At 74.0% G+C, this 23826-nt stretch carries 21 protein-coding genes and 1 pseudogene; 11 read left to right on the top strand and 11 right to left on the bottom strand.

Translation table 11 applies throughout. The features are described 5' to 3' along the window. Positions 1-6: 6 nt before the first annotated feature. The 4 genes from ABZ495_RS08880 to ABZ495_RS08895 form a co-directional block, all read right to left on the bottom strand. Positions 7-1209: an allantoate amidohydrolase gene (locus ABZ495_RS08880; RefSeq protein ID WP_329492124.1), complete on the bottom strand. Its 1203-nt coding sequence runs from the start codon at positions 1207-1209 to the stop codon at positions 7-9. 11 nt (positions 1210-1220) lie between these two features. Next, on the bottom strand, positions 1221-2909 hold the full coding sequence (hutU, locus tag ABZ495_RS08885; RefSeq protein WP_352295424.1) for a urocanate hydratase: 1689 nt from the start codon (positions 2907-2909) through the stop codon (positions 1221-1223). Positions 2910-3228: 319 nt separating this feature from the next. Continuing rightward, complete coding sequence (locus ABZ495_RS08890) at positions 3229-3576, bottom strand: hypothetical protein (RefSeq protein ID WP_359803638.1); 348 nt, start codon at positions 3574-3576, stop codon at positions 3229-3231. Positions 3577-3645: 69 nt separating this feature from the next. Further along, a complete protein-coding gene (locus ABZ495_RS08895; RefSeq protein ID WP_359803636.1) occupies positions 3646-4515 on the bottom strand; it encodes a MurR/RpiR family transcriptional regulator in 870 nt (289 codons plus the stop codon). Positions 4516-4725: 210 nt separating this feature from the next. Here ABZ495_RS08895 and ABZ495_RS08900 point away from each other — a divergent pair, with 210 nt between their 5' ends. Next, positions 4726-5139, top strand: coding sequence for a hypothetical protein (locus ABZ495_RS08900; protein WP_352295420.1), 414 nt, complete (start codon positions 4726-4728; stop codon positions 5137-5139). Positions 5140-5170: 31 nt separating this feature from the next. Here the strand turns inward: ABZ495_RS08900 and hutH are convergent, their stop codons facing one another. After that, positions 5171-6754: a histidine ammonia-lyase gene (gene hutH / locus ABZ495_RS08905; RefSeq protein ID WP_359803632.1), complete on the bottom strand. Its 1584-nt coding sequence runs from the start codon at positions 6752-6754 to the stop codon at positions 5171-5173. Positions 6755-7077: 323 nt separating this feature from the next. Here hutH and fdhD point away from each other — a divergent pair, with 323 nt between their 5' ends. Then, complete coding sequence (fdhD, locus tag ABZ495_RS08910; protein ID WP_329487963.1) at positions 7078-7902, top strand: formate dehydrogenase accessory sulfurtransferase FdhD; 825 nt, start codon at positions 7078-7080, stop codon at positions 7900-7902. Between the two features lie 116 nt (positions 7903-8018). Next, positions 8019-8615, top strand: a complete 597-nt coding sequence (locus ABZ495_RS08915; RefSeq protein WP_359803628.1) for a TetR/AcrR family transcriptional regulator — start codon at positions 8019-8021, stop codon at positions 8613-8615. Between the two features lie 51 nt (positions 8616-8666). On the opposite strand, the gene ABZ495_RS08920 is transcribed toward ABZ495_RS08915, so the two are convergent. From ABZ495_RS08920 to ABZ495_RS08935, 4 genes and pseudogenes are all read right to left on the bottom strand, one after another. Further along, positions 8667-9038, bottom strand: a complete 372-nt coding sequence (locus ABZ495_RS08920; protein ID WP_359835053.1) for a hypothetical protein — start codon at positions 9036-9038, stop codon at positions 8667-8669. An 882-nt stretch (positions 9039-9920) separates the two neighbouring features. Continuing rightward, a pseudogene (locus ABZ495_RS08925) lies at positions 9921-10946 on the bottom strand (sensor domain-containing diguanylate cyclase); the annotation flags it as partial. Positions 10947-11359: 413 nt separating this feature from the next. Beyond that, positions 11360-12484, bottom strand: a complete 1125-nt coding sequence (locus ABZ495_RS08930) for an adenylate/guanylate cyclase domain-containing protein (RefSeq protein ID WP_329487966.1) — start codon at positions 12482-12484, stop codon at positions 11360-11362. A gap of 169 nt (positions 12485-12653) precedes the next feature. Further along, complete coding sequence (locus ABZ495_RS08935) at positions 12654-13547, bottom strand: biotin--[acetyl-CoA-carboxylase] ligase (RefSeq protein ID WP_359803624.1); 894 nt, start codon at positions 13545-13547, stop codon at positions 12654-12656. Positions 13548-13783: 236 nt separating this feature from the next. Between ABZ495_RS08935 and ABZ495_RS08940 the strand changes: the two genes are divergently transcribed. From ABZ495_RS08940 to ABZ495_RS08965, 6 genes are all read left to right on the top strand, one after another. After that, positions 13784-15376, top strand: coding sequence for an acyl-CoA carboxylase subunit beta (locus ABZ495_RS08940; RefSeq protein WP_329487968.1), 1593 nt, complete (start codon positions 13784-13786; stop codon positions 15374-15376). Positions 15377-15400: 24 nt separating this feature from the next. Beyond that, positions 15401-15622, top strand: a complete 222-nt coding sequence (locus ABZ495_RS08945; protein WP_093861821.1) for an acyl-CoA carboxylase subunit epsilon — start codon at positions 15401-15403, stop codon at positions 15620-15622. A 126-nt stretch (positions 15623-15748) separates the two neighbouring features. After that, a complete protein-coding gene (locus ABZ495_RS08950) occupies positions 15749-15874 on the top strand; it encodes a hypothetical protein (RefSeq protein ID WP_329487969.1) in 126 nt (41 codons plus the stop codon). Between the two features lie 80 nt (positions 15875-15954). Next, positions 15955-16554 (top strand): nucleoside triphosphate pyrophosphatase, encoded by a 600-nt coding sequence (locus ABZ495_RS08955; protein ID WP_329487970.1) that lies wholly within the window; start codon positions 15955-15957, stop codon positions 16552-16554. A 118-nt stretch (positions 16555-16672) separates the two neighbouring features. Then, positions 16673-17410, top strand: a complete 738-nt coding sequence (locus tag ABZ495_RS08960; RefSeq protein WP_359803621.1) for a hypothetical protein — start codon at positions 16673-16675, stop codon at positions 17408-17410. Between the two features lie 220 nt (positions 17411-17630). Next, entirely contained in the window at positions 17631-19406 is a 1776-nt protein-coding gene (locus ABZ495_RS08965) for a biotin carboxylase N-terminal domain-containing protein (protein ID WP_329487972.1), read from the top strand. Positions 19407-19529: 123 nt separating this feature from the next. On the opposite strand, the gene ABZ495_RS08970 is transcribed toward ABZ495_RS08965, so the two are convergent. Next, on the bottom strand, positions 19530-20489 hold the full coding sequence (locus ABZ495_RS08970; protein ID WP_359835122.1) for a DeoR/GlpR family DNA-binding transcription regulator: 960 nt from the start codon (positions 20487-20489) through the stop codon (positions 19530-19532). 236 nt (positions 20490-20725) lie between these two features. Continuing rightward, the gene (locus ABZ495_RS08975) at positions 20726-22180 is read right to left on the bottom strand and encodes an NAD(P)H-quinone dehydrogenase (protein ID WP_359835055.1); all 1455 of its coding nucleotides are present in this window, start codon (positions 22178-22180) and stop codon (positions 20726-20728) included. Positions 22181-22258: 78 nt separating this feature from the next. Between ABZ495_RS08975 and ABZ495_RS08980 the strand changes: the two genes are divergently transcribed. Next, the gene (locus tag ABZ495_RS08980) at positions 22259-22696 is read left to right on the top strand and encodes a gamma-glutamylcyclotransferase (protein WP_329487974.1); all 438 of its coding nucleotides are present in this window, start codon (positions 22259-22261) and stop codon (positions 22694-22696) included. Positions 22697-22965: 269 nt separating this feature from the next. Then, the gene (locus tag ABZ495_RS08985; protein WP_329487975.1) at positions 22966-23787 is read left to right on the top strand and encodes a purine-nucleoside phosphorylase; all 822 of its coding nucleotides are present in this window, start codon (positions 22966-22968) and stop codon (positions 23785-23787) included. The last annotated feature ends 39 nt before the right edge of the window (positions 23788-23826 follow it).

Raw genomic sequence — 23826 nt, forward strand, 5'->3', positions numbered from 1 at the left:
CACGGCCTACTGACACGCCAGGTCCTCCAGTACGTCGGCGAGGGCGGTCACGCCGGCCAGGCAGTCGGCCGTCTCCGCGTGCTCGGCCGGGGAGTGCGAGACCCCGCTCGGGTTACGTACGAACAGCATGGCGGTCGGGATCGCCGATGCCAGGATTCCGGCGTCGTGTCCCGCGCCGGTGGGCAGGATGGGCACGCCGTCGGGGGCGCCCGCCGCGTTGAGCCGCCGGGCGAGCCGGTCGCGCAGCGGGCCGTCGAACTCCACCACCGGGGTGTAGGACTCGCGGGTCAGTTCGACCCGGACGCCGTCGCGGTCGCCGCGCTCGTACGCCGCCCGCTCGATCTCCTCGACCAGGGCGGTGAGCGTCTGCTCGTCGGCGGCCCGGGAGTCCAGCCAGCCGCGCACCAGGGAGGCGATCGCGTTGGTGCCGTTGGGCTCGACCGCGACCTTGCCGAAGGTGGCCAGCGCCCCTGCCGTCCGCGCCTTCTTCCGCGCCGCGAGCACGGTGTTGGCGTAGGTGAGCATCGGGTCGCGGCGGTCCTCGATCCGGGTGGTGCCGGCGTGGTTCGCCTCCCCGTGGAAGTCGAACCGCCAGCGGCCGTGCGGCCAGATCGCGCCGGCCACGCCGACCGGCTGGTCCTCGGCGAGGTAGCGGCCCTGCTCGACGTGGAGTTCGACGAAGGCGCCGATCCGGGCCAGCCGATCGCCGTCCGCGCCGATCCCGGCCGGGTCGTAGCCGGCCTTCTCCATCGCGTCGGGCAGCCGGACGCCGTCGGCGTCGCGCAGCTCGTACGCCTGGTCGCGGCCGAGCACGCCCGCGCTCAGCCGGGAGCCGATGCAGGCCACGCCGAACCGGGCGCCCTCCTCGTCACCGAAGTTGACGATGGCCAGCGGCCGGTCGAACTCGGCTCCCCGCCCGCGGAGTTCGTCCAGCGCGGCGAAGGAGGAGACCACCCCTAGCGGGCCGTCGAAGGCGCCGCCGTCGGGGACGGAGTCCAGGTGCGAGCCGGTGACGATCGCGCCCTCGCCCGCCGGGTCGCCCAGCCAGGCCCACTGGTTGCCGTTGCGGTCCAGCTCGTAGGTCAGCCCGCGGCCGCGGGCCTGCTCCTCGAACCAGGACCGGCACTCGGCGTCGGCGGAGTTCCAGGCGAAGCGGCGGTAGCCGCCGGAGGAGGCGGAGCGGCCCACCGGGAGTAGCTCCGCCCACATCTCTTCGAAGGTCACAGCTCACCCATCGGGCCGTGCTCGTTCATCGGGACGCGGACGCCGCGCTCGGCGGCGACCTCGTCGGCCCGGTCGTAGCCGGCGTCGACGTGGCGGATCACGCCCATGCCCGGGTCGTTGGTGAGCACCCGGCGGATCTTTTCGCCGGCCAGCGCGGTGCCGTCGGCCACCGTGACCTGGCCCGCGTGGATCGAGCGGCCGATGCCGACGCCGCCGCCGTGGTGGATGGAGACCCAGGACGCGCCGGAGGCGACGTTGACCATGGCGTTGAGCAGCGGCCAGTCGGCGATCGCGTCGGAGCCGTCCAGCATTGCCTCGGTCTCCCGGTACGGGGAGGCGACCGAGCCGCAGTCCAGGTGGTCACGGCCGATCACGATCGGCGCGGACAGCTCGCCGGAGGCGACCATGTCGTTGAACCGCTCGCCGGCCTTGTCGCGCTCGCCGTAGCCGAGCCAGCAGATCCGCGCCGGCAGGCCCTGGAAGTGCACCTTCTCCTGGGCCATCTTGATCCAGCGGTGCAGCGACTCGTTCTCCGGGAAGAGGTCGAGCACGGCCTTGTCGGTCTTGGCGATGTCCTGCGGGTCGCCGGAGAGCGCCGCCCAGCGGAACGGGCCCTTGCCCTCGCAGAACAGCGGCCGGATGTAGGCCGGGACGAAGCCCGGGAAGGCGAACGCGCGGTCGTAGCCGGCCAGCTGGGCCTCACCGCGGATCGAGTTGCCGTAGTCGAACACCTCGGCGCCGGCGTCCATGAAGCCGACCATCGCCTCGACGTGCCGGGCCATCGACTCGCGCGAGCGCTGGGTGAACTCGGCGGGCTTCTCGGCCGCGTAGGTCGCCATGTCGTCGAAGGCGACGCCGACCGGCAGGTAGCTCAGCGGGTCGTGGGCGCTGGTCTGGTCGGTGACGATGTCGATCGGCGCGTCCATCGAGAGCAGCTGCGGGAACACCTCGGCGGCGTTGCCCAGCAGGCCGATGGAGAGCGGCTCGCGGCGGTCGCGGGCGGCGGTGGCCAGCTCCAGCGCGTGCGCGAGGTTCTTGGCCTCGACGTCCAGGTAGCGGTGCTCGATCCGGCGGGAGATCCGGGACGGGTCGCAGTCGACGCAGATCGCCACGCCGCCGTTCATCGTCACGGCCAGCGGCTGGGCGCCGCCCATGCCGCCGAGGCCGGCGGTGAGGGTGATCGTCCCCGCCAGGGTGCCGTCGAACCGCTTGTTGGCGACCGCGGCGAAGGTCTCGTAGGTGCCCTGGAGGATGCCCTGGGTGCCGATGTAGATCCACGATCCGGCGGTCATCTGGCCGTACATGGTGAGGCCGAGGCTCTCCAGCCGCCGGAACTCCTCCCAGTTCGCCCAGTCGCCGACCAGGTTGGAGTTGGCGATCAGCACGCGCGGCGCCCACTCGTGCGTCTGCATGACGCCGACCGGCCGCCCGGACTGGACCAGCATGGTCTCGTCCTGCTTCAGCGTCTCCAGCGTGCGCACCATGGCGTCGAACGAGCGCCAGTCCCGCGCCGCCTTGCCGGTACCGCCGTAGACGACGAGCTTCGACGGGTGCTCGGCCACCTCGGGGTCGAGGTTGTTCATCAGCATCCGCAGGGCAGCCTCCTGCTGCCACCCCTGCGCCGTCAGCCCTGTACCGCGCGCCGCCCGCACCTCGCGCGGCCCGCTCGCCTGCTGCTGCACCATGTCCCGGCTCCCTACGGATGAATTCATTCAAGCTCGACTTGGCTGAATATATCCAATCATTCAGTCTCCGGCCAGACCTGAGCGCATCCGATCAGCCGGCATCGCGACAACCCCGCCGCGCTACCCCGAGTCGGGCGAACACCAGCCACTCGGCCCAGGCGCCGCCGGGTGGAGGGCACGGCGACGCCCCCCGCCGTACGCCCCGGACGGCCGCCGCGGAGTCCGGGCGAGGCATGGGCCGGCGCGCGCGGGATCGTCGCGGGAGCCGCCCGGCCCTGCGCGGCGGGCGCGCGAGGCGGACGGCCGACCCGACCCGGCGTCAGGCCGCCGCGCCGCCGTCCCAGTCGATGCCGATCTCGGCGAGCCAGCGGCGGTCGTCGGCGTCGGGGTCCGCGGGCGCGGCCGGGGCGGCCTCTGCGGCCGGGCGCGGCGGGCGGGGGATCTCCTGGACGGGGCCGAGGCCGTACTTGTCGGCGGCCGCCGCGGCGCGGCCGTCGGGCTCGATGACGCCGACGTGGACGGCGCTCTCGTCACCGGCGTCGAGGACGACGAGTTCGGGTTCGGGCAGCCGCCGCAGAGTGACGCGGCGTCCGCAGGCCGGGCAGGACCATTCGTCGGCGCCCGAGGCGAGTCGGCCGACGAACTTCATCTCGTGGATCACGCGCATCACAGGCTCCCCCTGCCGGTCGGCCCTGCTCCGGGGCCTGTTGACAGGATTCCCGCCCCGGGTACGGTCCTACTCCAAAAACAGCCCACGAGCCGTCGCGGACTGCTCGATCGACTCCAACCGGGCCTCGGCGCCGGGGAGTTCGTCGCACATCGTCTGGAGCAGCACCCGGCCGAGCATCATCGGCGCGCACGCGGTGTCGAAGACCAGGCCGGTGCCGACGGCGGCCGGCAGCATCAGGTCGGAGAGCTTGGCGACCGGCGCGAAGGCGCTGTCGGCGACGGTCAGCACCGTCAGACCGCAGTCCCGGGCCACCGTCAGGGCGTCCATCAGCTCGCGCGGGTAGCGCGGCAGAGCGAAGCAGAGCAGCGCGGAGGCGCCGGCGGCGGCGGCCTGTTCCAGGCGGTCGGCGAGCATGCTGCCACCCTCGTCGAGCAGCCGGATGTCCGGGTGCACCTTGGCCGCGAAGTAGGCGAAGCCGCGGGCCTGCGCGGAGGCGGCCCGCAGGCCGAGGACGGGCAGCGGGCGGGAGGCGGCGAGCAGCCGGGCCGCGCGGATGATCGGCTCGGGGTCGGCGAGCAGCTCGGCGAGCAGCCGCAGGTGCTCGATCTCGGCGAGGACGGCCTGCTGGTGCTCGTTGCGCACCACGTCGTCCGGGGTCTCCGGGGCGCTCGGCTCCCCCGCGCCCAGCTCGCGCAGCTGCTTGCGCAGCGCCGGGTAGCCGTCGTAGCCGAGGGCCACCGCGAAGCGGGTGACCGAGGGCTGGCTGACGCCGGCCAGTTCGGCGACCTCGACGCTGGAGAGGAACGGCGCCTCGGTGGCGTGCCGGACGAGCGAGTGGGCGATCCGGCGCTGGGTGGGGGTGAGCCGGTGGCCCTCGAAGAGCTGGAGGAGTCGGGCGGAGGGGCCTACCGTGCCGGTGTCGTCGGTGGCGGTCATCAGCGGTACCTCCGGGTGCGAGCTGTTCGGACGACGACTGTGCAGCAGCGGACTGCCGCTGGCAAAGACGTCTCGTACGCCGGGACGCCCGATGAGACCCCCCGGCGGTGCGGATCACCCCTCCGGGTGACCCTGATTTCCCCCTGATCCGCCCCGATCCCGGCGCGAACCGATGGACTGGAGCCCCGGCGCTGCACCAGGCTGAGCGCCATGGACACACGCCAGGACGAACTGCGACGCGACCTCGACGCGGCTCTGCAGACCCGCAAGGAGCTGGGCGAGGAGTACGAGTCGGAGATCGTCGACTCGTTCCTCGCCCGGCTGGACGCCCGGTTGGACGCCCGCCTCGACGCGCGGGTGGAGCGCCGGGTGGCGGAGCGGCTCGACGGCTACGGCCCGGCGGAGCACCTGCGCCGGCGCTCCTTCGGCCGTTCCGGCTCGAAGCTGCCGCTGATCTCGCTGGTCCTCGGCATCCCGCTGACCGGCATCGCGACCAGCGGCTCGAACGGCTTCATGGGCCTGCTGGTCTGCTGGGCCGGCATCGTCGGCGTCAACTACGCCGCCATCGCCGCCGACCGGCGCGAGGAGAAGCGCGCCCGGCCGCCGCGGGGCGAGTGGGACTGACTCCCGCCCGCCCCGGGCGGTGGCGGCCTCGTCAGGCCAGCGGCCCGGTGACCTTCTCGACGGCCCGCACCAGCTCGCCGGAGGCGACCAGCGCGGCGGCGGCCTCCAGGTCCGGCGAGAGGAAGCGGTCGCGGCCGGCGCCGCCGACCCCGGCCTCCCGGGCGACGGCCAGCGCGGCGAGGGTCGCCGGCGAGGGCGTGCCGCTGGCGTCGGCCTGCCGGCGGATCTCCAGCGCGCGGGAGGCGGCGGTCAGCTCGACGGCCAGGATCCGGCCGAGGTTCTCGACGGACTGGCGCAGCTTGCGGGCGGCCGACCAGCCCATCGAGACGTGGTCCTCCTGCATCGCGGAGGACGGGATCGAGTCGACCGAGGCCGGCACGGCGAGCCGCTTGTTCTCGCTGACCAGGGCCGCCTGGGTGTACTGGGCGATCATCAGACCGGAGTCCACGCCCGGGTCGTCGGCGAGGAAGGCCGGCAGGCCGTGCGAGCGGGCCTTGTCCAGCAGCCGGTCGGTACGGCGCTCGGAGATCGAGCCGAGGTCGGCGGCGGCGATGGCGAGGAAGTCCAGCACGTAGGCGACCGGGGCGCCGTGGAAGTTGCCGTTGGACTCGACCCGGCCGTCCGGCAGCACCACCGGGTTGTCGACCGAGGCGGCCAGCTCGCGGGAGGCGACCAGGGCGGCGTGGGCCACCGTGTCGCGGCCGGCGCCGGCGACCTGGGGGGCGCAGCGGATCGAGTAGGCGTCCTGGACGCGCGGGGCGTCGTCCTGGTGGTGGCCGGTGAGGCCGGAGCCCTTGAGGACGGCCAGCATGTTGGCGGCGCTCAGCGCCTGGCCGGGGTGGGGGCGGATCGGGGCGTGCAGCTCGGGGGCGAGCACCTTGTCGGTGCCGAGCAGCGCCTCCAGGGTCATCGCGGCGGTGATGTCGGCGGTGGTGAAGAGGCGCTGGAGGTCGGCGATGGCCATCACCAGCATGCCGAGCATGCCGTCGGTGCCGTTGATGAGGGCCAGGCCCTCCTTCTCCAGCAGCTCGACCGGCTCGATGCCGGCCGCGGCGAGCAGCTCGCCGGAGGGCTTGTCGACGCCGTCCGGGCCGGTCGCCACGCCCTCGCCCATCAGGACCAGCGCACAGTGCGAGAGCGGGGCGAGGTCGCCGGAGCAGCCGAGCGAGCCGAACTCGCGGACCACCGGCGTGATGCCGGCGTTCAGGATGGCCGCCATGGTCTGGGCGACCACCGGGCGCACGCCGGTCCGGCCGGAGGCCAGCGTCTTCATCCGCAGGAACATCAGCGCGCGGACCACCTCGCGCTCCACCGCCGGGCCCATCCCGGCGGCGTGCGAACGCACCAGCGAGCGCTGCAGCTGGGCGCGGAGCTCGGGGCTGATGTGCCGGACGGCGAGCGCGCCGAAGCCGGTGGAGACGCCGTAGACGGGGCGCGGCTCGGCCGCGAGGGCCTCGATCCGGGCCCGCGCGGTCGCCATCTCGGCGAGCGCGTCCGGACCGATCTCTACCCGGGCGTTGCCCCGGGCGACGGCCAGCACGTCCTCGGCGCTGACGTCGGCCTTGCCGACCTGGACGAGGGGCGCATCGGGGGCCACAGCACTGTGCATATCCATATGCATCATCACACCAGCTGAATGAAGATATGACAACCAGTGGATCCCACCTGGCGGACTCCCGCCCGCCGGACGGAGCCGGCCGCGGCCGCCCTCCACGTCCCGCCGGAGGGCGCGCCGGCTCCGACGGCCCCGGCCGGGACCTCCACGCCACCTTCGCCGACGGCGGGCGCCGGCCGCCTCACGGCATCGCCGATCAGGTGACGGGCGCCCGCCCACGAGTCGCCCCCACCGGCGCCCGGCCACCGGCCCCACCCCGATTTCCGAAGCGCCACCCCGATACCGCACGCTGGGGTCGACGGACGGCACGGAGCGGAGGACCGATGACGCGGGCGACGGCACGGCGGCGAGTGGTGCGGCTGCACGGGGACGGCCGCAGCACGCGACCGGACGCCCTCGCGGCGGAGGAGCCGCTGGAGATCCGGGTCGGCGGCGAGCCGCTGACGGTGACCATGCGCACGCCCGGCCAGGACTTCGACCTGGTGGCCGGCTTCCTGGTCGGCGAGGGGCTGGTGCACACGGCCGAGGACCTCGCGGCCCTGCGCTACTGCGCCGGGACGGACGAGGACGGCGCGAACACCTACAACGTGGTGGACGCGGCCCTGCGCGGCGCCCGCGCCCTCCCGCTCTCCGCCCACCGCAACCTGCTCACCACCAGCGCCTGCGGCCTCTGCGGCCGCGACACGGTGGACGCCGTCCGCACCCACGTCCGCCACCCCGTCGGGGACGACCCGCTGACCGTCCCCCCGGCCCTGCTGTACGGGCTGGCGGACCGGCTCCGGGCCACCCAGCGGACCTTCGACTCGACCGGCGGCCTGCACGCGGCCGGGCTGTTCGACGGGACGAGCGGCGCACTGCTCTGCGCCCGCGAGGACGTGGGCCGGCACAACGCGGTGGACAAGGTGGTCGGCTGGGCGCTGCGCGCGGGCCGGCTGCCGCTGACCGGGCACGTGCTGCTGGTCAGCGGTCGCGCCTCGTTCGAGCTGACCCAGAAGGCCGCGCTGGCGGGCGTCCCGCTGCTGGCCGCCGTCTCCGCGCCGTCCTCCCTCGCGGTGGACCTCGCCGAGGAGCTGGGCCTGACCCTGGTCGGCTTCCTGCGCGGCGAACGCGCCAACGTCTACACCCGCCCGGACCGGATCAGCGGCTGACCGGCCGGCCACCGCCCGCCCCACCGGCGAGCCGACCCGCCGCGGAGCGTGCGGGCTCGGTCCGAACCTTCAGCAAGACGAGACGTATCGTTTCGGCAGCGCCCTAGAATGGGCCCATGACCCGCAGCAGCTCTCCCGATCCCGCCCGCCGCAGCGAGCGCTCCCGCCAGGCCGTCCTCACCGCCGCCGCCGAACTGGTGGCCGAGGTGGGCTTCGGCAAGCTGACCATCGAGGCGATCGCCGCCCGGGCCGGCGTCGGCAAGCAGACCATCTACCGCTGGTGGCCCTCCAAGGGCGCGGTGGTCTTCGACGCCTTCCAGGCCGCCAACGAGAACGCCTCCGGCAGTCTGGCGCTGCCCGACACCGGCGACCTCGCCGCCGATCTGCGCGCCGTCCTGCGGCCGACGGCCGACCAGCTCGCCGACCCGGGCTTCGACAACACCGGCCGCGGCCTGGTCTCCGAGCACCTGCGCGACCCGGCCCTGCTGCGGGAGTACCGCGAGCGCCTGCTGGACCCTCTGCTGGAGGTCACTCGGGAGCGCCTGCGCACCGCCCGCGAGGCCGGGCAGATCACCGCCGACGCCGACCTCGACCTCGCCGTCGAACTGCTCTACGGCCCGATGTACTACCGCTGGCTGCACGGCCTCGGCCCGCTCGACCACGCCTACGCGGACCGTCTGGTGGCGGGCGTCCTGCGCGCCCTGCGGCCGTGACCGGTCCGGCGGCCGGCCCGTGGACCCACCGGGTCCACGGGCCCGCGCGGTCTACTGCCGGTTGCGGCGGCGGAGCATCACGACCACCGCGATGATCACGGCGATCACGATCAGCACCACCACGATGCCGATCACCACACCGATGATCTTGCCGAAGAAGCCCTTCTTCTTCTTCTTCGACTTCGACTTGGACTTGTCCTTGGACCCGGCCAGCCGGGTGCCGTCCTGCTGCCCGGCCACGGCCGGGGCCGCCTGGGCCGCCTGGACGGCGCCCCCCGCGGCGGCAGAACCGGCGGCAGAACCGGCGGCGGTGCTGACCGCGGCGGCGCGCGGCGCGGCCTCGGCCACCGGGGCGGCTGCCAGCGTGGCACCGCCCAGCGCCAGCACCGCGGAGAGGACAAGGCTCGTCAGACGAGCGCGCATGGGTTTCGACCCCCGTTCCGGCCCGGCCCCCGTGGCCCGCCGACGGCGGATACCATCCCACGTCCGGGGCTCGCCGCCCAGCCCCGCGGCAGCCTCCGCACCGGACCGCGACCGGCTCGGAACAGGCCGGTCACCGAACCGGCACAAGCCCCCCGCCCGGTCCGTCCACGAACCGGGCCCGCCTCAGCCCGGCGGCGGGGAGGCCGGGCCGGAGAGCGCCACGGCGACCAGGGCCCGCATCGCGCTGGCGACCTGTCCGAGCGGCAGCGTCGCGTCGTCGGCGAACAGTTCCACCAGCCAGCCGCCGGCCGGGTTCTGGCCGCCCGCCGCGACCATCCCCCGGTAGCCGCTGACCACCAGCATGGCCTCCTCGGACGGGTCGTTCCCGGCCGCGCCCGCGCGCAGCGCGAAGGACCCGCCGCGCACCGCCTGCCGGGTCATCGGGTAGTGCCGCAGGTCGAAGACGGCGTCCGGGGCCTCGATCTGGGCCCGCTGGGTCTCCGCCCGCGAGCTGCTCGGTCCGCTGGTCATCCGGTACACGGCGTGCTGGGCGGTGCGCATCAGGTGCGAGCCGGGCGGCACGTAGGAGACCCACCAGCCGACCGCGTCGAGCAGCCGGGAGGCCGTCTCCGCGACCACCGCCAGCTTGCCGATGGTGTCGGCGGGGTGGACCGAGCGGGTGACCCCGCGCTGGTCCAGGGCGGCGAGCACGGCGGTGAGCAGCTGTCCCGGGTCGGCGCTGTGCGCGGCGCCGCGGAACCGCCGCCGGTCGCCGGCGCCCGGCCGGCCCGGGACGCGCCCCCGGCCGTCGGCCCGGTGGTGCGGATCGGCGGCGTCGGCCAGCAGCACGGTCGGGTCCGGCGACAGGCCGGGGCCGTGGCTGCGGCCGGCCACCACGGGATGTGCGGCGCGGGCTGCCTTGGCCCGGTACTGCGCGGCGTCGGCGAGCCGGAACAGCCGGTCGGGCGTGGTGACCGGGCCGATCGAGTCCCCGGTGGAGGCGACCCCGCAGGCGACGCCCTCGCCCTCGGCCAGCGCCAGGGCCCGCGCGCACAGCTCCTCGGCGACGGCGACCACCTCGTCCGCCTTCTGGCCCTCCACCAGCAGGCAGAACTCGTCGCCGCCGAGACGGGCGGCGAGGCTGCCGGGCAGCCTGGCGGCGGCCAGCGACAGCTGGTGGGCGAAGCGCTCCAGCAGCCGGTCGCCCATCTCGTGCCCGAGCTGGTCGTTGACCCGCTTCAGGCCGTTGACGTCGCAGACCACCAGCGAGACCACCGTGCCGTCGCGGTTGTGCGCCTCCAGCGCGCTCTCCAGCCGGGCGTCCACCGCCCGCCGGTTGGCCAGCCCGGTCAGCGGGTCGGAGAAGGCGAGCTTGCGCAGGTCGGCGAGGCGTTCGGTCTGCGCGAGCCCGGCCGAGATCTGGGCGGCGAGCAGGGTGGCGTACTCGGCGTCGCCCTCGGTGAACTCCGCCGTCCCGGTGGACCTGGCCAGGTAGAGCTCCCCCCAGGCCTGTCCGTGCAGCACGATCGGGGCGACCACGCAGCAGCCCCGGCCGCGCCGGCGCAGCGCGGCGGCCCGCTCCTGGCAGTAGGCCCCGGCGGTGGGGTGGGCGTGCCCGGCGTGGAGTTCGGTGTTCTCGGCGCTCTGCAGCCAGGCGCGGGGCAGCCGTCCGGTGGTCCAGCGCTCCTCCAGGTAGGTGACGATCTCGGGGAAGTCCGCCACCGGGTAGGACTCGTCCTCCGGCAGCTCCTCCTCGCCCGGCGCCAGCTCCCCGTAGTTGACCAGGACCCGCAGCCGGCCGGACTCCCGGTCCCAGACCGAGACGGCCGCCATGGTGGCGCCGAGGGCCTCGGTGGCGCGGACGGCGGCCGCGCGGACCGCCTCCAGCGGGGTGAGCGCCCCCGCCATGTCCTGGGCGAGCTCCACCACGGACGTCAGCCGCGGGTCGGGGACGGCCGGCAGCTCCGGGCGGTCGCACACGCAACCGCGGTCCGTCGTGATCGCCTCACTGCCCACCGGCTCGCCCCGTTCCCTGTGCTCGGTCCCGTCCGGCGCGGTGGCTCACCCACCGCGAACCGGACCCGTCCGCCTGCACCAAGACTAGGGCGGTTTCGCTCGGTTATGCCCCGTTTGCCCGCACGGATCCGCCCGGCCGGACCGGTTTCAGCCGTACGGCTTTCGGACGACGGCCACCGGCCCCGCCGGGTGACCGTGCCGCCGGCCCGGACTCCGCCGCGCCCTGCCCGGACGTCGGCCTACCCCGTGAGCGGCCGGGTACTCCCCGCGGCCTCCGGGAGCCCGGCGGTACGTGGCGGCGCCCGCTACTCGCCGCGCGGCCGCCGCGACAGCAGCCACGGCTCGACCAGCCCCAGCCCGCGCACCGGCCGGCGCCACATCGGCTGGAGGCTGAACCGGCGCCCCGCGTCCGGCGCCGGCACCGGGAGCCCGGAGGCGGGCAGTCCGGAGGCGGCCGACAGCGCCTCGGCCAGCCCCGGCCCGTCCGCGTCGGCCGGGGCGACACTGCCGTTCTGCTCCAGCGCGGCCGCGAACTCGCCGTCGATCAGCACCGCGTCCTTCGGGGCGATCGAGGTGAGCCGGCTGGCCAGGTTGACCGTGGTGCCGAAGACGTCGCCCATCCGCGAGGTGACGGTGCCGAAGGCCATGCCGACCCGCAGCGCGGGGATGGTGTCGTCCTCGGCCAGCGCCTCGATCAGGCTGAACGCGATCTCGGCGGCCGTCCCCGGGTCCTCGGAGACGTACAGGATCTCGTCGCCGAGGGTCTTGATCACCCGGCCGCCCTGGCCGGCGATCAGGTCGGAGCAGGTGTTCTCGAAGGTCTCGACCAGCTCGCCGAGCTCCTCCTCCTCCAGCCGGCGCGAGAGCCGGGTGAAGCCGACCAGGTCGGCGAAGCCGACGGCCAGCCGGCCACTGGTGATCTCGGTGTCCTCGGCGGCCTGCACCACCCGGCCGGTGACGGCGGCCAGCTGGCGGCGCCAGACGTACACCAGGAACTGCTCCAGCTCCGGCAGCAGCAGCTCGACCAGCGGGTAGGCCACGTCGGCGCGGGTCAGCCCGGGCTCGACGGACTGGGTGAGGTTCTCCAGGAAGGTGTCCATCTGCCAGCCGGCCAGCCGGGCGGTGGTCTGCCCGGTCGAGCGGGCGACCTGGATCGCCATCGGCTCGCTGAGCAGGCCCGACTCCACCAGACCGGCGAGCCGGCGCAGCGCGATCACGTCGCCGTCGGTGAGCGCCCGGGACTGCCCGATGTCCGGGAAGCCCATCGCCCGCCAGAAGCGGGTGGCCAGCTCCATCGGGACGTCGGCGGCCCGCGCGGCCTGGTACGGGGTGTAGCGGCGTGGCGCGTCCAGGATCAGGCGTTCCAGGTCGAGCGCGACCGTCTGGTCGTCGGAGCCCGCCGTACCGCCGTTGCCGCCGTCCTCTGCCACCGGTCCGTCCCCGTGCGGTCGCCGCACTTGCCTCGTGTCCTGCCTGTCCGAACGCGCCCGCCACCCGCCGGGCAGTGGCGCGCCTCACACTGCTGCCAGGTGGAATGTTCGCACGGAATCCCGCGATCCGGGGCATCCGCCCGGGTCAAGGAGAGGTGAAGAGTGCCGCTCAGCGCGGCTCGGGGCGCACATGGACGACGTCTCCCGCGCCCACCGGACGCCGTGCACCGTCGGGGGTGCGGACCACCAGCCGGCCGTCGCCGTCGATCGCCACCGCCTCGCCGACGAGCTCACGGTCGCCCGGCAGGTGGACCTTGACCGGACGGCCGAGCGTGGTGCACCGGTCCGCGTAGGCGGCCAGCAGACCGCTGGCGTGCGGGTCGCCGGCCGCGGCCGTCCACTCGGTGTAGAGGACGGCGAACTCGCGCAGCAGCGCGCGGAGCAGGGTGGACCGGTCGGTCACCGCGGCGCCGGCCAGCAGCAGCGAGGCGGCGGTCGGGACGGGCAGCTCGCCCTCGCGCAGCGACACGTTGAGGCCGAGGCCGGCCACCACCGCGCCACCGCTGAGCTCGGTGAGGATGCCGCCGAGCTTGCGCTCCGCGCCGTCGACGGTGACCTGGAGGTCGTTGGGCCACTTCAGGCCGACCTCGACCTCGGCGACCCGGCTCAGCGTGGCGGCCGCGGCGACGCCGACCAGGATCGGCAACCAGCCGTACCGTTCGACGGGTACCTCGTCCGGGCGAAGCAGGACGGAGAGGAAGAGCCCCGACCGGGGCGGCGCCGTCCACTGCCGCTCCAGCCGCCCGCGCCCGGCGCTCTGCGCCTCGGCGACCAGCACGGCGCCCTGCGGCGCGCCGGCCCCGGCCCGGGCGGCGAGGTCGCTGTTGGTGGAACCGGTCTCGGTGACGATGTCCAGCGCGGTCCAGAACCCGCCCGGCCGGACGAGGTCGCGGCGCAGCGCCTCGGCGTCCAGCGGCGGCCGGTCCAGATCGGTCCAGGGCGACGGCCCGGCGTGGCCGAAGCCGCGCAGTCCACTGCGGCGGGGGGTGTCGGATTCGGTCATGACCACGAGACTAGGGGTTTCGCCCCGCCCGCCGCGCGGTGGCCGTAGGCCGCCATATCGTCCCGCAGAACGGGCGTTGACACACTGTGTCGCTGGCCATAACCGGAAAGCCCCGGTGCTGGCTACGCTACTCGACGGTAGTTCGTTGCGCCGCCCTGCCCTCATGCGCGTGTCCCCGCCCAGACGCGCGTACCACCGAACAGGCCGCGGCCCATGGATCAGGGAGAGCCCACCCGATGACCGAGGCCCCGTACGACCCCCACACCACCGCCGGCAAGCTCGCCGACCTGCGGCGCAGGATCGACGAGGCGGTGCACTCCGGCTCCGCCAAGGCCGTGGAGAAGCAGCACGCCAAGGGGAAGCTGACCGCGCGTGAGCGCGTCGTCGAGCTGATGGACGAGGGCTCCTTCGTGGAGTTCGACGAGTTCGCCCGGCACCGCTCGACCAACTTCGGCCAGGAGAAGAACCGCCCGTACGGCGACGGCGTGGTGACCGGCTACGGCACCGTCGACGGCCGTCAGGTCGCCGTCTTCGCGCAGGACTTCACCGTCTTCGGCGGCTCGCTCGGCGAGGTGTTCGGCGAGAAGATCGTCAAGGTGATGGACTTCGCGCTGAAGACCGGCTGCCCGGTCATCGGCATCAACGACTCCGGCGGCGCCCGGATCCAGGAGGGCGTGGTCTCGCTCGGCCTGTACGGCGAGATCTTCCGCCGCAACGTGCACGCCTCCGGGGTCGTCCCGCAGATCTCGCTGATCATGGGCCCCTGCGCGGGCGGCGCGGTGTACTCGCCCGCGATCACCGACTTCGTGGTGATGGCCGATCAGACCTCGCACATGTTCATCACCGGCCCGGACGTGATCAAGACCGTCACCGGTGAGGACGTCGGCATGGAGGAGCTGGGCGGCGCGCGCACCCACAACACCAAGTCCGGCAACGCGCACTACCTGGCCGCGGACGAGAAGGAGGCGATCGAGTACGTCAAGAGCCTGCTCTCGTACCTGCCCTCCAACAACCTCTCCGACCCGCCGGCCTTCCCCGAGGAGGCGGACCTCTCCGTCACCGACGAGGACCTCGAACTCGACACCCTCGTGCCGGACTCGGCGAACCAGCCGTACGACATGCACACGGTGATCGAGCACGTCCTGGACGACGGCGAGTTCCTGGAGACCCAGGCGCTGTACGCGGGCAACATCATCACCGGCTTCGGCCGGGTCGAGGGCCACCCGGTCGGCATCGTCGGCAACCAGCCGATGGACCTGGCCGGCTGCCTGGACATCAACGCCAGCGAGAAGGCCGCCCGGTTCATCCGGACCTGCGACAGCTTCAACATCCCGGTGATCACCTTCGTGGACGTGCCCGGCTTCCTGCCCGGCACCGAGCAGGAGTGGGACGGCATCATCCGCCGCGGCGCCAAGCTGATCTACGCCTACGCCGAGGCCACCGTGCCGATGATCACCGTGATCACCCGCAAGGCCTTCGGCGGCGCGTACGACGTCATGGGCTCCAAGCACCTGGGCGCCGACCTCAACCTGGCCTGGCCGACCGCGCAGATCGCGGTGATGGGCGCGCAGGGCGCGGCCAACATCGTCTACCGGCGCGAGCTGGCCGAGGCCGCCGCCGCGGGCGCCGACGTCGACGCCCGCCGGGCCGAGCTGGTCTCCGAGTACGAGGACACCCTGCTCAACCCGTACCTGGCCGCCGAGCGCGGCTACGTGGACGCCGTCATCGCGCCGAGCGACACCCGCCGGCACATCGTCCGCGGGCTGCGCGCGCTGCGCGGCAAGCGTGAGGTGCTGCCGCCGAAGAAGCACGGAAACATCCCCCTGTAAGCGCTGCCGCGAGAGGATTGAGCCATGGCCCCGATCCACGTGCTGCACGGGCAGCCGACCCCCGAGGAGCTGGCCACCGTCCTGGCGGTGGTCCAGTCCCGGGCCGCCGCCGCGCAGGCGGCCGCCGAGGCGGCCCGCCGGGCCGGCGCCGGCCCGGACTCCGCCTGGAACGACCGCGCCCGCCGGCTGCGCGCCACCCCCCGCCCGGGCGTCAACGCCTGGCGCACCTCGGGCTGGGCCGGCTAGCACCGCCGGGAGGGGGTGGGAGGCCGGCCCGTCCGGCGTCCCACCCCCTTCGCGCGCCCGGATTGCCCCGAAAGCTGAGTACGCGTACTCAGGCGTCACCGCGGCGGCGCGACGCACCCTGGACAGGTGCTCTGGTCCGACCCCCGCGACGAGCCCTCCCCGGAGGCCCGCCGACTGCAGGAGAGGCTCCGCCGCGCCGGCCATGTGCTCGCGGCCTGCCTCCTGCTGATCGCCGTCCTGCTGATGGTCTGACCGGTGTGGTCTGACCGGCGCCCGGACCGGCCCCCGGCGGGCGGGCGGAGCGACGGCGGCCACCCCCTACCCTGGTGGGCATGACCGACCGCCGCGCCCTCGTCCTCGCCTCCGCCTCCCCCGCCCGCCTCGGGCTGCTGCGCCAGGCGGGCCTCGACCCGCGCGTGGTGGTCAGCGGCGTCGACGAGGACGCGATCACCGCCGCGAGCCCCGCCGAGCTCGCCCTCGTCCTCGCCGAGGCCAAGGCCAAGGCGGTCGCCGCCGAGCTGACCGGCGGCGAGCTGGTGATCGGCTGCGACTCGGTGCTGGAGCTGGACGGGCAGGCGCTCGGCAAGCCCGCCGACGCCGCCGAGGCCCTCGCCCGCTGGCAGGCGATGCGCGGCCGGTCCGGGGTGCTGCGCACCGGGCACTGCGTGATCGACACCGCCACCGGCGAGCAGTCCTCGGCCACCGCCTCCACCACCGTCCGCTTCGGCACCCCGGACGACGACGAGGTCGCCGCCTACATCGCCTCCGGCGAGCCGCTGCACGTGGCCGGCGCGTTCACCCTGGACGGCCGCTCGGCGCCGTTCGTCGAGGGCATCGACGGCGACCCGGGCAACGTCATCGGCCTCTCCTTGCCGCTGCTCCGCCGGCTGCTCGCCGACCTCGGCGTCCGGATCACCGACCTCTGGGCCTGATCCGCCGCCGGCTCCCCCGCCACGAGGACCGACCGCTCCCCTCACCGTCCGTCCCCGTGGCCCTCGCGGGAGCCCGCTAGGCTGACCGCCGCCGTTCGAACGGGGAGGGGACAGGCCGATGACCGACAGTCTGCTCAACGTGCTGCTGGGGCTGGTGGCGAGCGCGATCAGTGCCGCGCTCGCCTGGCTCGCGCAGAACCTGCGCCGCCGCCGGCGGCTGGAGCGGGTCCGCGCCTTCTTCGGCCTGCCGGCCGGCAGCGAGTGCCTGATCGTGGTGAACCGCAGCGTCGGGGTCGGGGCGCACGCCCGGACGGTCACCCGGCGCGACGCCTACGCGCTGATGGAGCTGGCCGCCCTGGTGAAGGAGTGCGACGCGCGGACCGACCTGGTCGCGCACGACGCCGTCCACCGCGGCCTGGGCACCAAGACCGAGTTCTGCTTCGGCGGCCCCAGCAGCAACGAGCGGATGGCCGCCCACCTGGCCTGGGGGCTGCCCGGAGTGACAGTCACCAACGGCTCGGAGGGCCCGAACAACGTCATCGTGGTGGGCGACCGGACCTTCACCGTCGACTGGGACACCGAGGTGTACGCCCTGCTGGCGCGCCTCGCCACCCCCGAGGGCGGGCACCCGGTCTTCCTGATATCCGGCCAGACCGGCATCGCCAACCACGCCGGCGTCCGCTACCTCGTCGCCAACCACCGCCGGCTCGCCCGCCGGTACGGTGAGGACGGTTCGTTCGCCCTGGTCCTGAAGGTCGTCAACCCGAAGGCCTACGGCCCCGATGTGGTGGAACTGGCCGCCGACATCACCGCGCCGGCCCGCGAGCGGGCCGCCTCCGCGGCCCCCGCGGGGTGAGTGTGGCCAAGGCCACCGCGTCGCCGCGCCGCCCCGTCACCGTCCGCACGGGACGGCTCGCGGCGACGGCACCGGCACCCACCTGGGAAGACCCCGACCGGGTCGCGGATCGGGTCCCCGAACGCATCACCCTCCGTGTGGGATAGTTCACAACCTGGGGCTACTCGCCGGTACCACCCAGAAATCCATAAACTCGACCAGGTTCAAGAAGGGAGCCACAGTGCGCAAGGTGCTCATCGCCAACCGCGGAGAAATCGCCGTCCGCGTCGCCCGGGCCTGCTCGGACGCCGGTATCGCCAGCGTCGCCGTCTACGCCGAGCCGGACCGGGATGCGCTGCACGTCCGCGCGGCCGACGAGGCTTACGCGCTGGGCGGCGACACCCCCGGTACCAGCTACCTCGACATCGCGAAGGTCCTGAAGGCCGCCGCCGACTCGGGGGCGGACGCCGTCCACCCCGGCTACGGCTTCCTGTCGGAGAACGCCGAGTTCGCCCAGGCCGTCCTCGACGCGGGCCTGACCTGGATCGGCCCGCCCCCGCAGGCCATCCGCGACCTCGGTGACAAGGTCACCGCCCGGCACGTGGCGCAGCGCGCCGGTGCCCCGCTGGTCGCCGGCACGCCGGACCCGGTCTCGGGCGCCGACGAGGTCGTCGTCTTCGCCCAGGAGCACGGCCTCCCGGTCGCCATCAAGGCGGCGTTCGGCGGTGGCGGCCGCGGCCTCAAGGTCGCCCGCACGCTGGAGGAGATCCCGGAGCTCTACGAGTCCGCGGTTCGCGAGGCGGTCGCCGCCTTCGGTCGCGGCGAGTGTTTCGTCGAGCAGTACCTGGACAACCCCCGGCACGTCGAGACCCAGTGCCTGGCCGACCGGCACGGCAACGTGGTGGTCGTCTCCACCCGTGACTGCTCGCTGCAGCGCCGGCACCAGAAGCTCGTCGAGGAGGCGCCCGCGCCGTTCCTCACCCCCGAGCAGAACGCCGAGCTGTACCGGGCGTCCAAGGCCATCCTCAAGGAGGCCGGCTACGTCGGCGCCGGGACCTGCGAGTTCCTGGTCTCCCAGGACGGGCTGATCTCCTTCCTGGAGGTCAACACCCGCCTCCAGGTCGAGCACCCGGTCTCCGAGGAGGTCACCGGGATCGACCTGGTCCGCGAGATGTTCCGGATCGCCGACGGCGAGGAGCTCGGGTACGACGACCCGGAGGTGCGGGGTCACTCGATCGAGTTCCGCATCAACGGCGAGGACCCGGGCCGCGGCTTCCTGCCCGCGCCCGGCACGGTGACGCTGTTCGCGCCGCCGTCCGGCCCCGGCGTCCGGCTGGACGCGGGCGTCGAGACCGGCTCGGTCATCGGCCCCGCCTGGGACTCGCTGCTCGCCAAGCTGATCGTCACCGGCACCACCCGCAAGCAGGCGCTGCAGCGCGCCGCCCGGGCGCTGGCCGAGTTCAAGGTCGAGGGCATGGCCACGGCCATCCCGTTCCACCGCGCGGTCGTGACCGACCCGGCGTTCGCGCCCGAGGTGCACGGCGGCGACGGACCGTTCACGGTCTTCACCCGGTGGATCGAGACCGAGTTCCAGAACACCATCCCCGCGTTCGCCGGTGCGCCCGGCGAGGGCGAGGAGGCCGAGGGCCGCGAGACCGTGGTGGTCGAGGTGGGCGGCAAGCGGATCGAGGTCTCGCTGCCGTCCTCGCTGGGCGTCGCGTCCGCCCCGGCGGCCGCCACCGGCGGTGCGGCCAAGGCCAAGCGCCGGGTCGGCGCCAAGAAGGCCGGCTCGGCGGTCAGCGGTGACACCCTGGCCTCCCCGATGCAGGGCACCATCGTCAAGGTCGCCGTCGAGGAGGGCCAGGTCGTCGCCGAGGGCGAGCTGATCGTCGTCCTGGAGGCGATGAAGATGGAGCAGCCGCTGAACGCCCACAAGGCGGGCACCGTCGTCGGCCTCAAGGCCGAGGTCGGCGGCAGCGTCAGCAGCGGCGCCGCGCTCTGCGAGATCAAGGACTGACGGCTCAGGCCGCCGGACCGGTCCGTACGCCCCTCGGGGTGTGCGGACCGGTTCCGTTTCCGGCCCCGCGACGGCGGTACCGGTCGGCGCCGCCACCGGCACGGCGCCCGCCCGGTGGCGGCGTCAGCGCCCGCGCGGGACGGCCCCCAGCTCGGCGAGCCGGGCCGGCAGTGGGCCGCCCGGCCCACCGGGGCCGCCGTGCGCGCCGGGGCGGCGCTGACCGGGCAGCGGGGCACCGGGCGGCGGGGCCGCGCGCCGGGCCAGCGGGCCGGGCTGGGTCTGGTGGACGGGCCCGCTGCCGGTGCCGTGCACGGGGGCGTCCCCGGTCGGCGCGGCGCTCAGCGGCGCCAGGTCGATCTGCACCCCGCAGTCGGCGAGCGCGTCCAGCTCGCGGGCGGTGGTGTCGTCGGCGGCGGCGTGCTCGTCGGTGACCAGCCGGGTGATGGTCTCGGTCGGGACGGTCTGGAACATGGTGTCCGCGCCGAGCTTGGTGTGGTCGGCGAGGACGATGACCTCGGCAGCCGACTGCACCAGAGCCCGGTCCACGCTCGCGGAGAGCATGTTCGTGGTCGACAGCCCGCGCTCGGCGGTCAGTCCACTGCCGGAGATGAACGCCTTGGAGACCCGCAGCCCGTGCAGCGACTGCTCGGCGCCACTGCCCACCAGGGCGTAGTTGGAACCCCGCAGGGTGCCGCCGGTCATCACCACCTCCACCCGGTTGGCGTGCGCCAGCGCCTGCGCGACCAGCAGGGAGTTGGTGACCACCGTCAGCCCGGGCACCCGGGCCAGTCGGCGGGCCAGCTCCTGCGTGGTGGTACCGGCGCCGACCACCACCGCGTCACCCTCCTCCACCAGGCCCGCGGCGAGATCGGCGATGGCGCTCTTCTCGGCCGCGGAGAGGTGGGTCTTCTGCGGATAGCCGGGTTCGCGGCTGAAGCCGCCGGGGAGCACCGCGCCGCCGTGCCGGCGGTCGAGGAGCCCTTCTGCCTCCAGTGCCCGTACGTCACGACGTACGGTCACTTCGGAGGTCTGGACGACGCGGGCCAGTTCGCGGAGCGACACAGCTCCGTTGGCGCGCACCATTTCGAGGATCAACTGGCGACGTTCTGCTGCAAACACAGAACCGACGGTAACCTGCGTGACCGTCTGCTTTCAGGCGTTTGCAGCTAGTAGCGGGAATTGCTCACGCACGAGCGGCGCGTGACCGTACAATACGCGCCGTCAGCAATCCGGGACTGCGCCCGCCGTCCGGGTGACGGACCCGCCCGCGCGAAGGGCGGCCGCCGACCGGCAGCCGCCCCCAACTGCGCGTCCGGTGCTCAGGATTCGCCGTCGGCCCGCTTGCGGATGTGCAGCTGCCGGGCGGCCTCGGCGGTCGAGCCGGAGACGGACGGGTAGACGGTGAAGGCGCTGGCCACCTGTTCGACCGTCAGATTGGCGTCCACCGCGAGCGCGATCGGGTGGATCAGCTCGCTGGCGCGCGGGGCGACCACCACGCCGCCGACCACGATGCCGGTGCCCGGGCGGCAGAACAGCTTCACGAAGCCGTCCCGGATGCCCTGCATCTTGGCCCGCGGGTTGCCCCGCAGCGGCAGCTTGACCTCGACCGCGTCCATCTTGCCGCAACTCACGTCGGCGGCGGTGTAGCCGACGGTGGCGATCTCCGGGTCGGTGAAGACGTTGGAGGCCACGGTCTTCAGGTTCAGCGGCTGCACCGCGTCGCCGAGCGCGTGGTACATCGCGATCCGGCCCTGCATGGCCGCCACCGAGGCGAGCATGAAGACGCCGGTGCAGTCACCGGCCGCGTACACGCCGGGGGCACTGGTGCGGGAGACCCGGTCGACCTTGATCTGACCCCAGTCGTTGAGCTTCACCCCCGCCTCCTCCAGGCCCATCTCGGCGGTGTTGGGGATCGAGCCGACCGCCATCAGGCAGTGCGTGCCCCTGATCACCTTGCCGTCGGAGAGCGTCACCTCGACGTGGTCGCCGACCCGCTTGACCGTCTCGGCCCGGCTGCGGCCCATCACGTTCATGCCGCGGCGGCGGAAGACCTCCTCCAGCACCTCGGCGGCGTCCGGGTCCTCGCCCGGCAGCACCCGGTCGCGGCTCGACACCAGGGTGACCTTGGAACCGAGCGCCTGGTAGGCGCCCGCGAACTCGGCGCCGGTCACACCGGAGCCGACCACGATCAGCTCGGCCGGCAGCTCCTCCAGGTCGTACACCTGGGTCCAGGTCAGGATCCGCTCGCCGTCCGGCTGGGCGTCCGGCAGCTCGCGCGGGTGCGCGCCGGTGGCGACCAGCACCGCGTCCGCGTGCAGCGACTGGACGCTGCCGTCGGGCGCGTCCACCAGCACCTCGCGGGAGCCGTCCACGGCCTGCCCGCCGCCGCCGAGCCGGCCCCGGCCGCGCAGCACGGTGACCCCGGCCCGGGTCACCGACTGGGTGATGTCGTGGGACTGCGCGATGGCGAGGCGCTTGACGCGTCGGTTGACCTTGCCGAGGTCCACGCCGACCACCCGGGCCTGCCGCTCCAGCGGTGGGGTGTCGTCGGCGACGATGATGCCCAGCTCTTCGTACGAGCTGTCGAAGGTCGTCATCACCTCCGCGGTCGCGATCAGGGTCTTCGACGGCACGCAGTCCGTGAGCACCGCCGATCCGCCCAGACCGTCGCGGTCGACGACGGTCACCTCCGCGCCGAGCTGGGAGGCGACGAGCGCCGCCTCGTAGCCGCCGGGTCCGCCACCGATGATCACGATCCGAGTCACGTCCACCATTGTCCCGTATGCCGAGCGCGCTGCCACGCCGGGGTCGGGGCTTCTGTCCGATCGCCCAGTCGCCGTAGGCTGCACCCCATGCCCCTCTACGCCGCGTATGCCACCAACCTCGATGCTCGGCAGATGACCCGCCGCGCTCCGCACTCCCCGCTGCGCGGTACCGGGTGGCTGGACGGCTGGCGGCTCACCTTCGGCGGCGAGCAGCTCGGCTGGGAGGGCTCGCTGGCCACCGTGGTCGAGGACGAGAAGGAGCAGGTCTTCGTCTCGCTCTACGACGTCGCGCCGATGGACGAGGAGGGCCTGGACCGCTGGGAGGGCGTCCAGCTCGGCATCTACCGCAAGATCAAGCTGCGCGCGCACACCCTGGACGGCGACATCCCGGTCTGGACGTACGTGCTCAACGACTACGAGGGCGGCCTGCCCGCCGCCCGCTACCTGGGCCTGGTCGCCGACGCGGCGGAGAGCGCCGGGGCGCCGCACGACTACGTCCTGGACCTGCGCCGCCGCCCCTGCTGACCTCCGGGCCCGCGCGGCACCGCCGCACCCCCGACTCCTCCCGGCCCCCGACTCCCCCCGGCCCGGGCGCCCGCCGCCCCCGGGCCGGCGCACGGCTCGGCGCCGCCCGGCCCGGCGGCCGCGCGGCGCCGGACGGCTGTAGCTTGCTCCCACCAGAGCCGCCGGAAGCAGGCCTGCGAGCTGTACTTTCACGCCATCCGGGTAACGATCCGGCACGTCGTACCGGGATCTTCTACGCGCGTAGCCGATTCCCGTCTATCCTCGGACCTGTGAACGCATCTCCTCAGTCGGTCGTCTCCGCCGACCCCTACGCCGCCGCCCAGGCCGCCGCCGAGCGCCTGCGCGAGCTGACCGGCGCCGAGCGCCACGACGTCGCCCTGGTGATGGGCTCCGGCTGGGTGCCGGCCGCCGACGCCCTCGGCGAGACCGTGGCGGAGTTCCCGGTCACCGACCTCCCGGGCTTCCCCGCCCCCGCCGTGGCCGGCCACGCCGGCACGATCCGCTCGGTGAAGATCGGCGACAAGCGCGCCCTGATCTTCCTGGGCCGCAACCACTACTACGAGGGCCACGGCGTGGCCACCGTGGTCCACGGCGTGCGCACCGCCGCCGCCGCCGGCTGCGGCATCATCGTGCTGACCAACGGCTGCGGCGGTCTGCGCGACGGCTGGGTCCCCGGCCAGCCGGTCCTGATCAGCGACCACATCAACCTGACCGCGGACTCCCCGATCGTCGGCGCCAACTTCGTCGACCTGACGGACCTCTACTCCAAGCGGCTGCGCGACCTCTGCCGCGAGGTGGACTCCACCCTCGACGAGGCCGTCTACGTGCAGTTCCGCGGCCCGCACTACGAGACCCCGGCCGAGGTCCACATGGCCCGGGTGATCGGTGGCGAGCTGGTCGGCATGTCCACCACGCTGGAGGCCATCGCCGCCCGCGAGGCCGGCGCCGAGGTGCTCGGCATCTCGCTGGTCACCAACCTGGCGGCCGGCATCACCGGTGAGCCGCTCAACCACGCCGAGGTGCTGGAGGCCGGCAAGGCCTCCGCCGAGCGCATGGGCGCGCTGCTCGCGAAGGTCCTTGAGCGGATCTGATCCGGCTCTGACGCACAATCGTGAGCGACGGGGTTCGCG

The sequence above is a fragment of the Kitasatospora sp. NPDC005748 genome (assembly GCF_040630735.1).
Taxonomy (GTDB): Bacteria; Actinomycetota; Actinomycetes; order Streptomycetales; family Streptomycetaceae; genus Kitasatospora.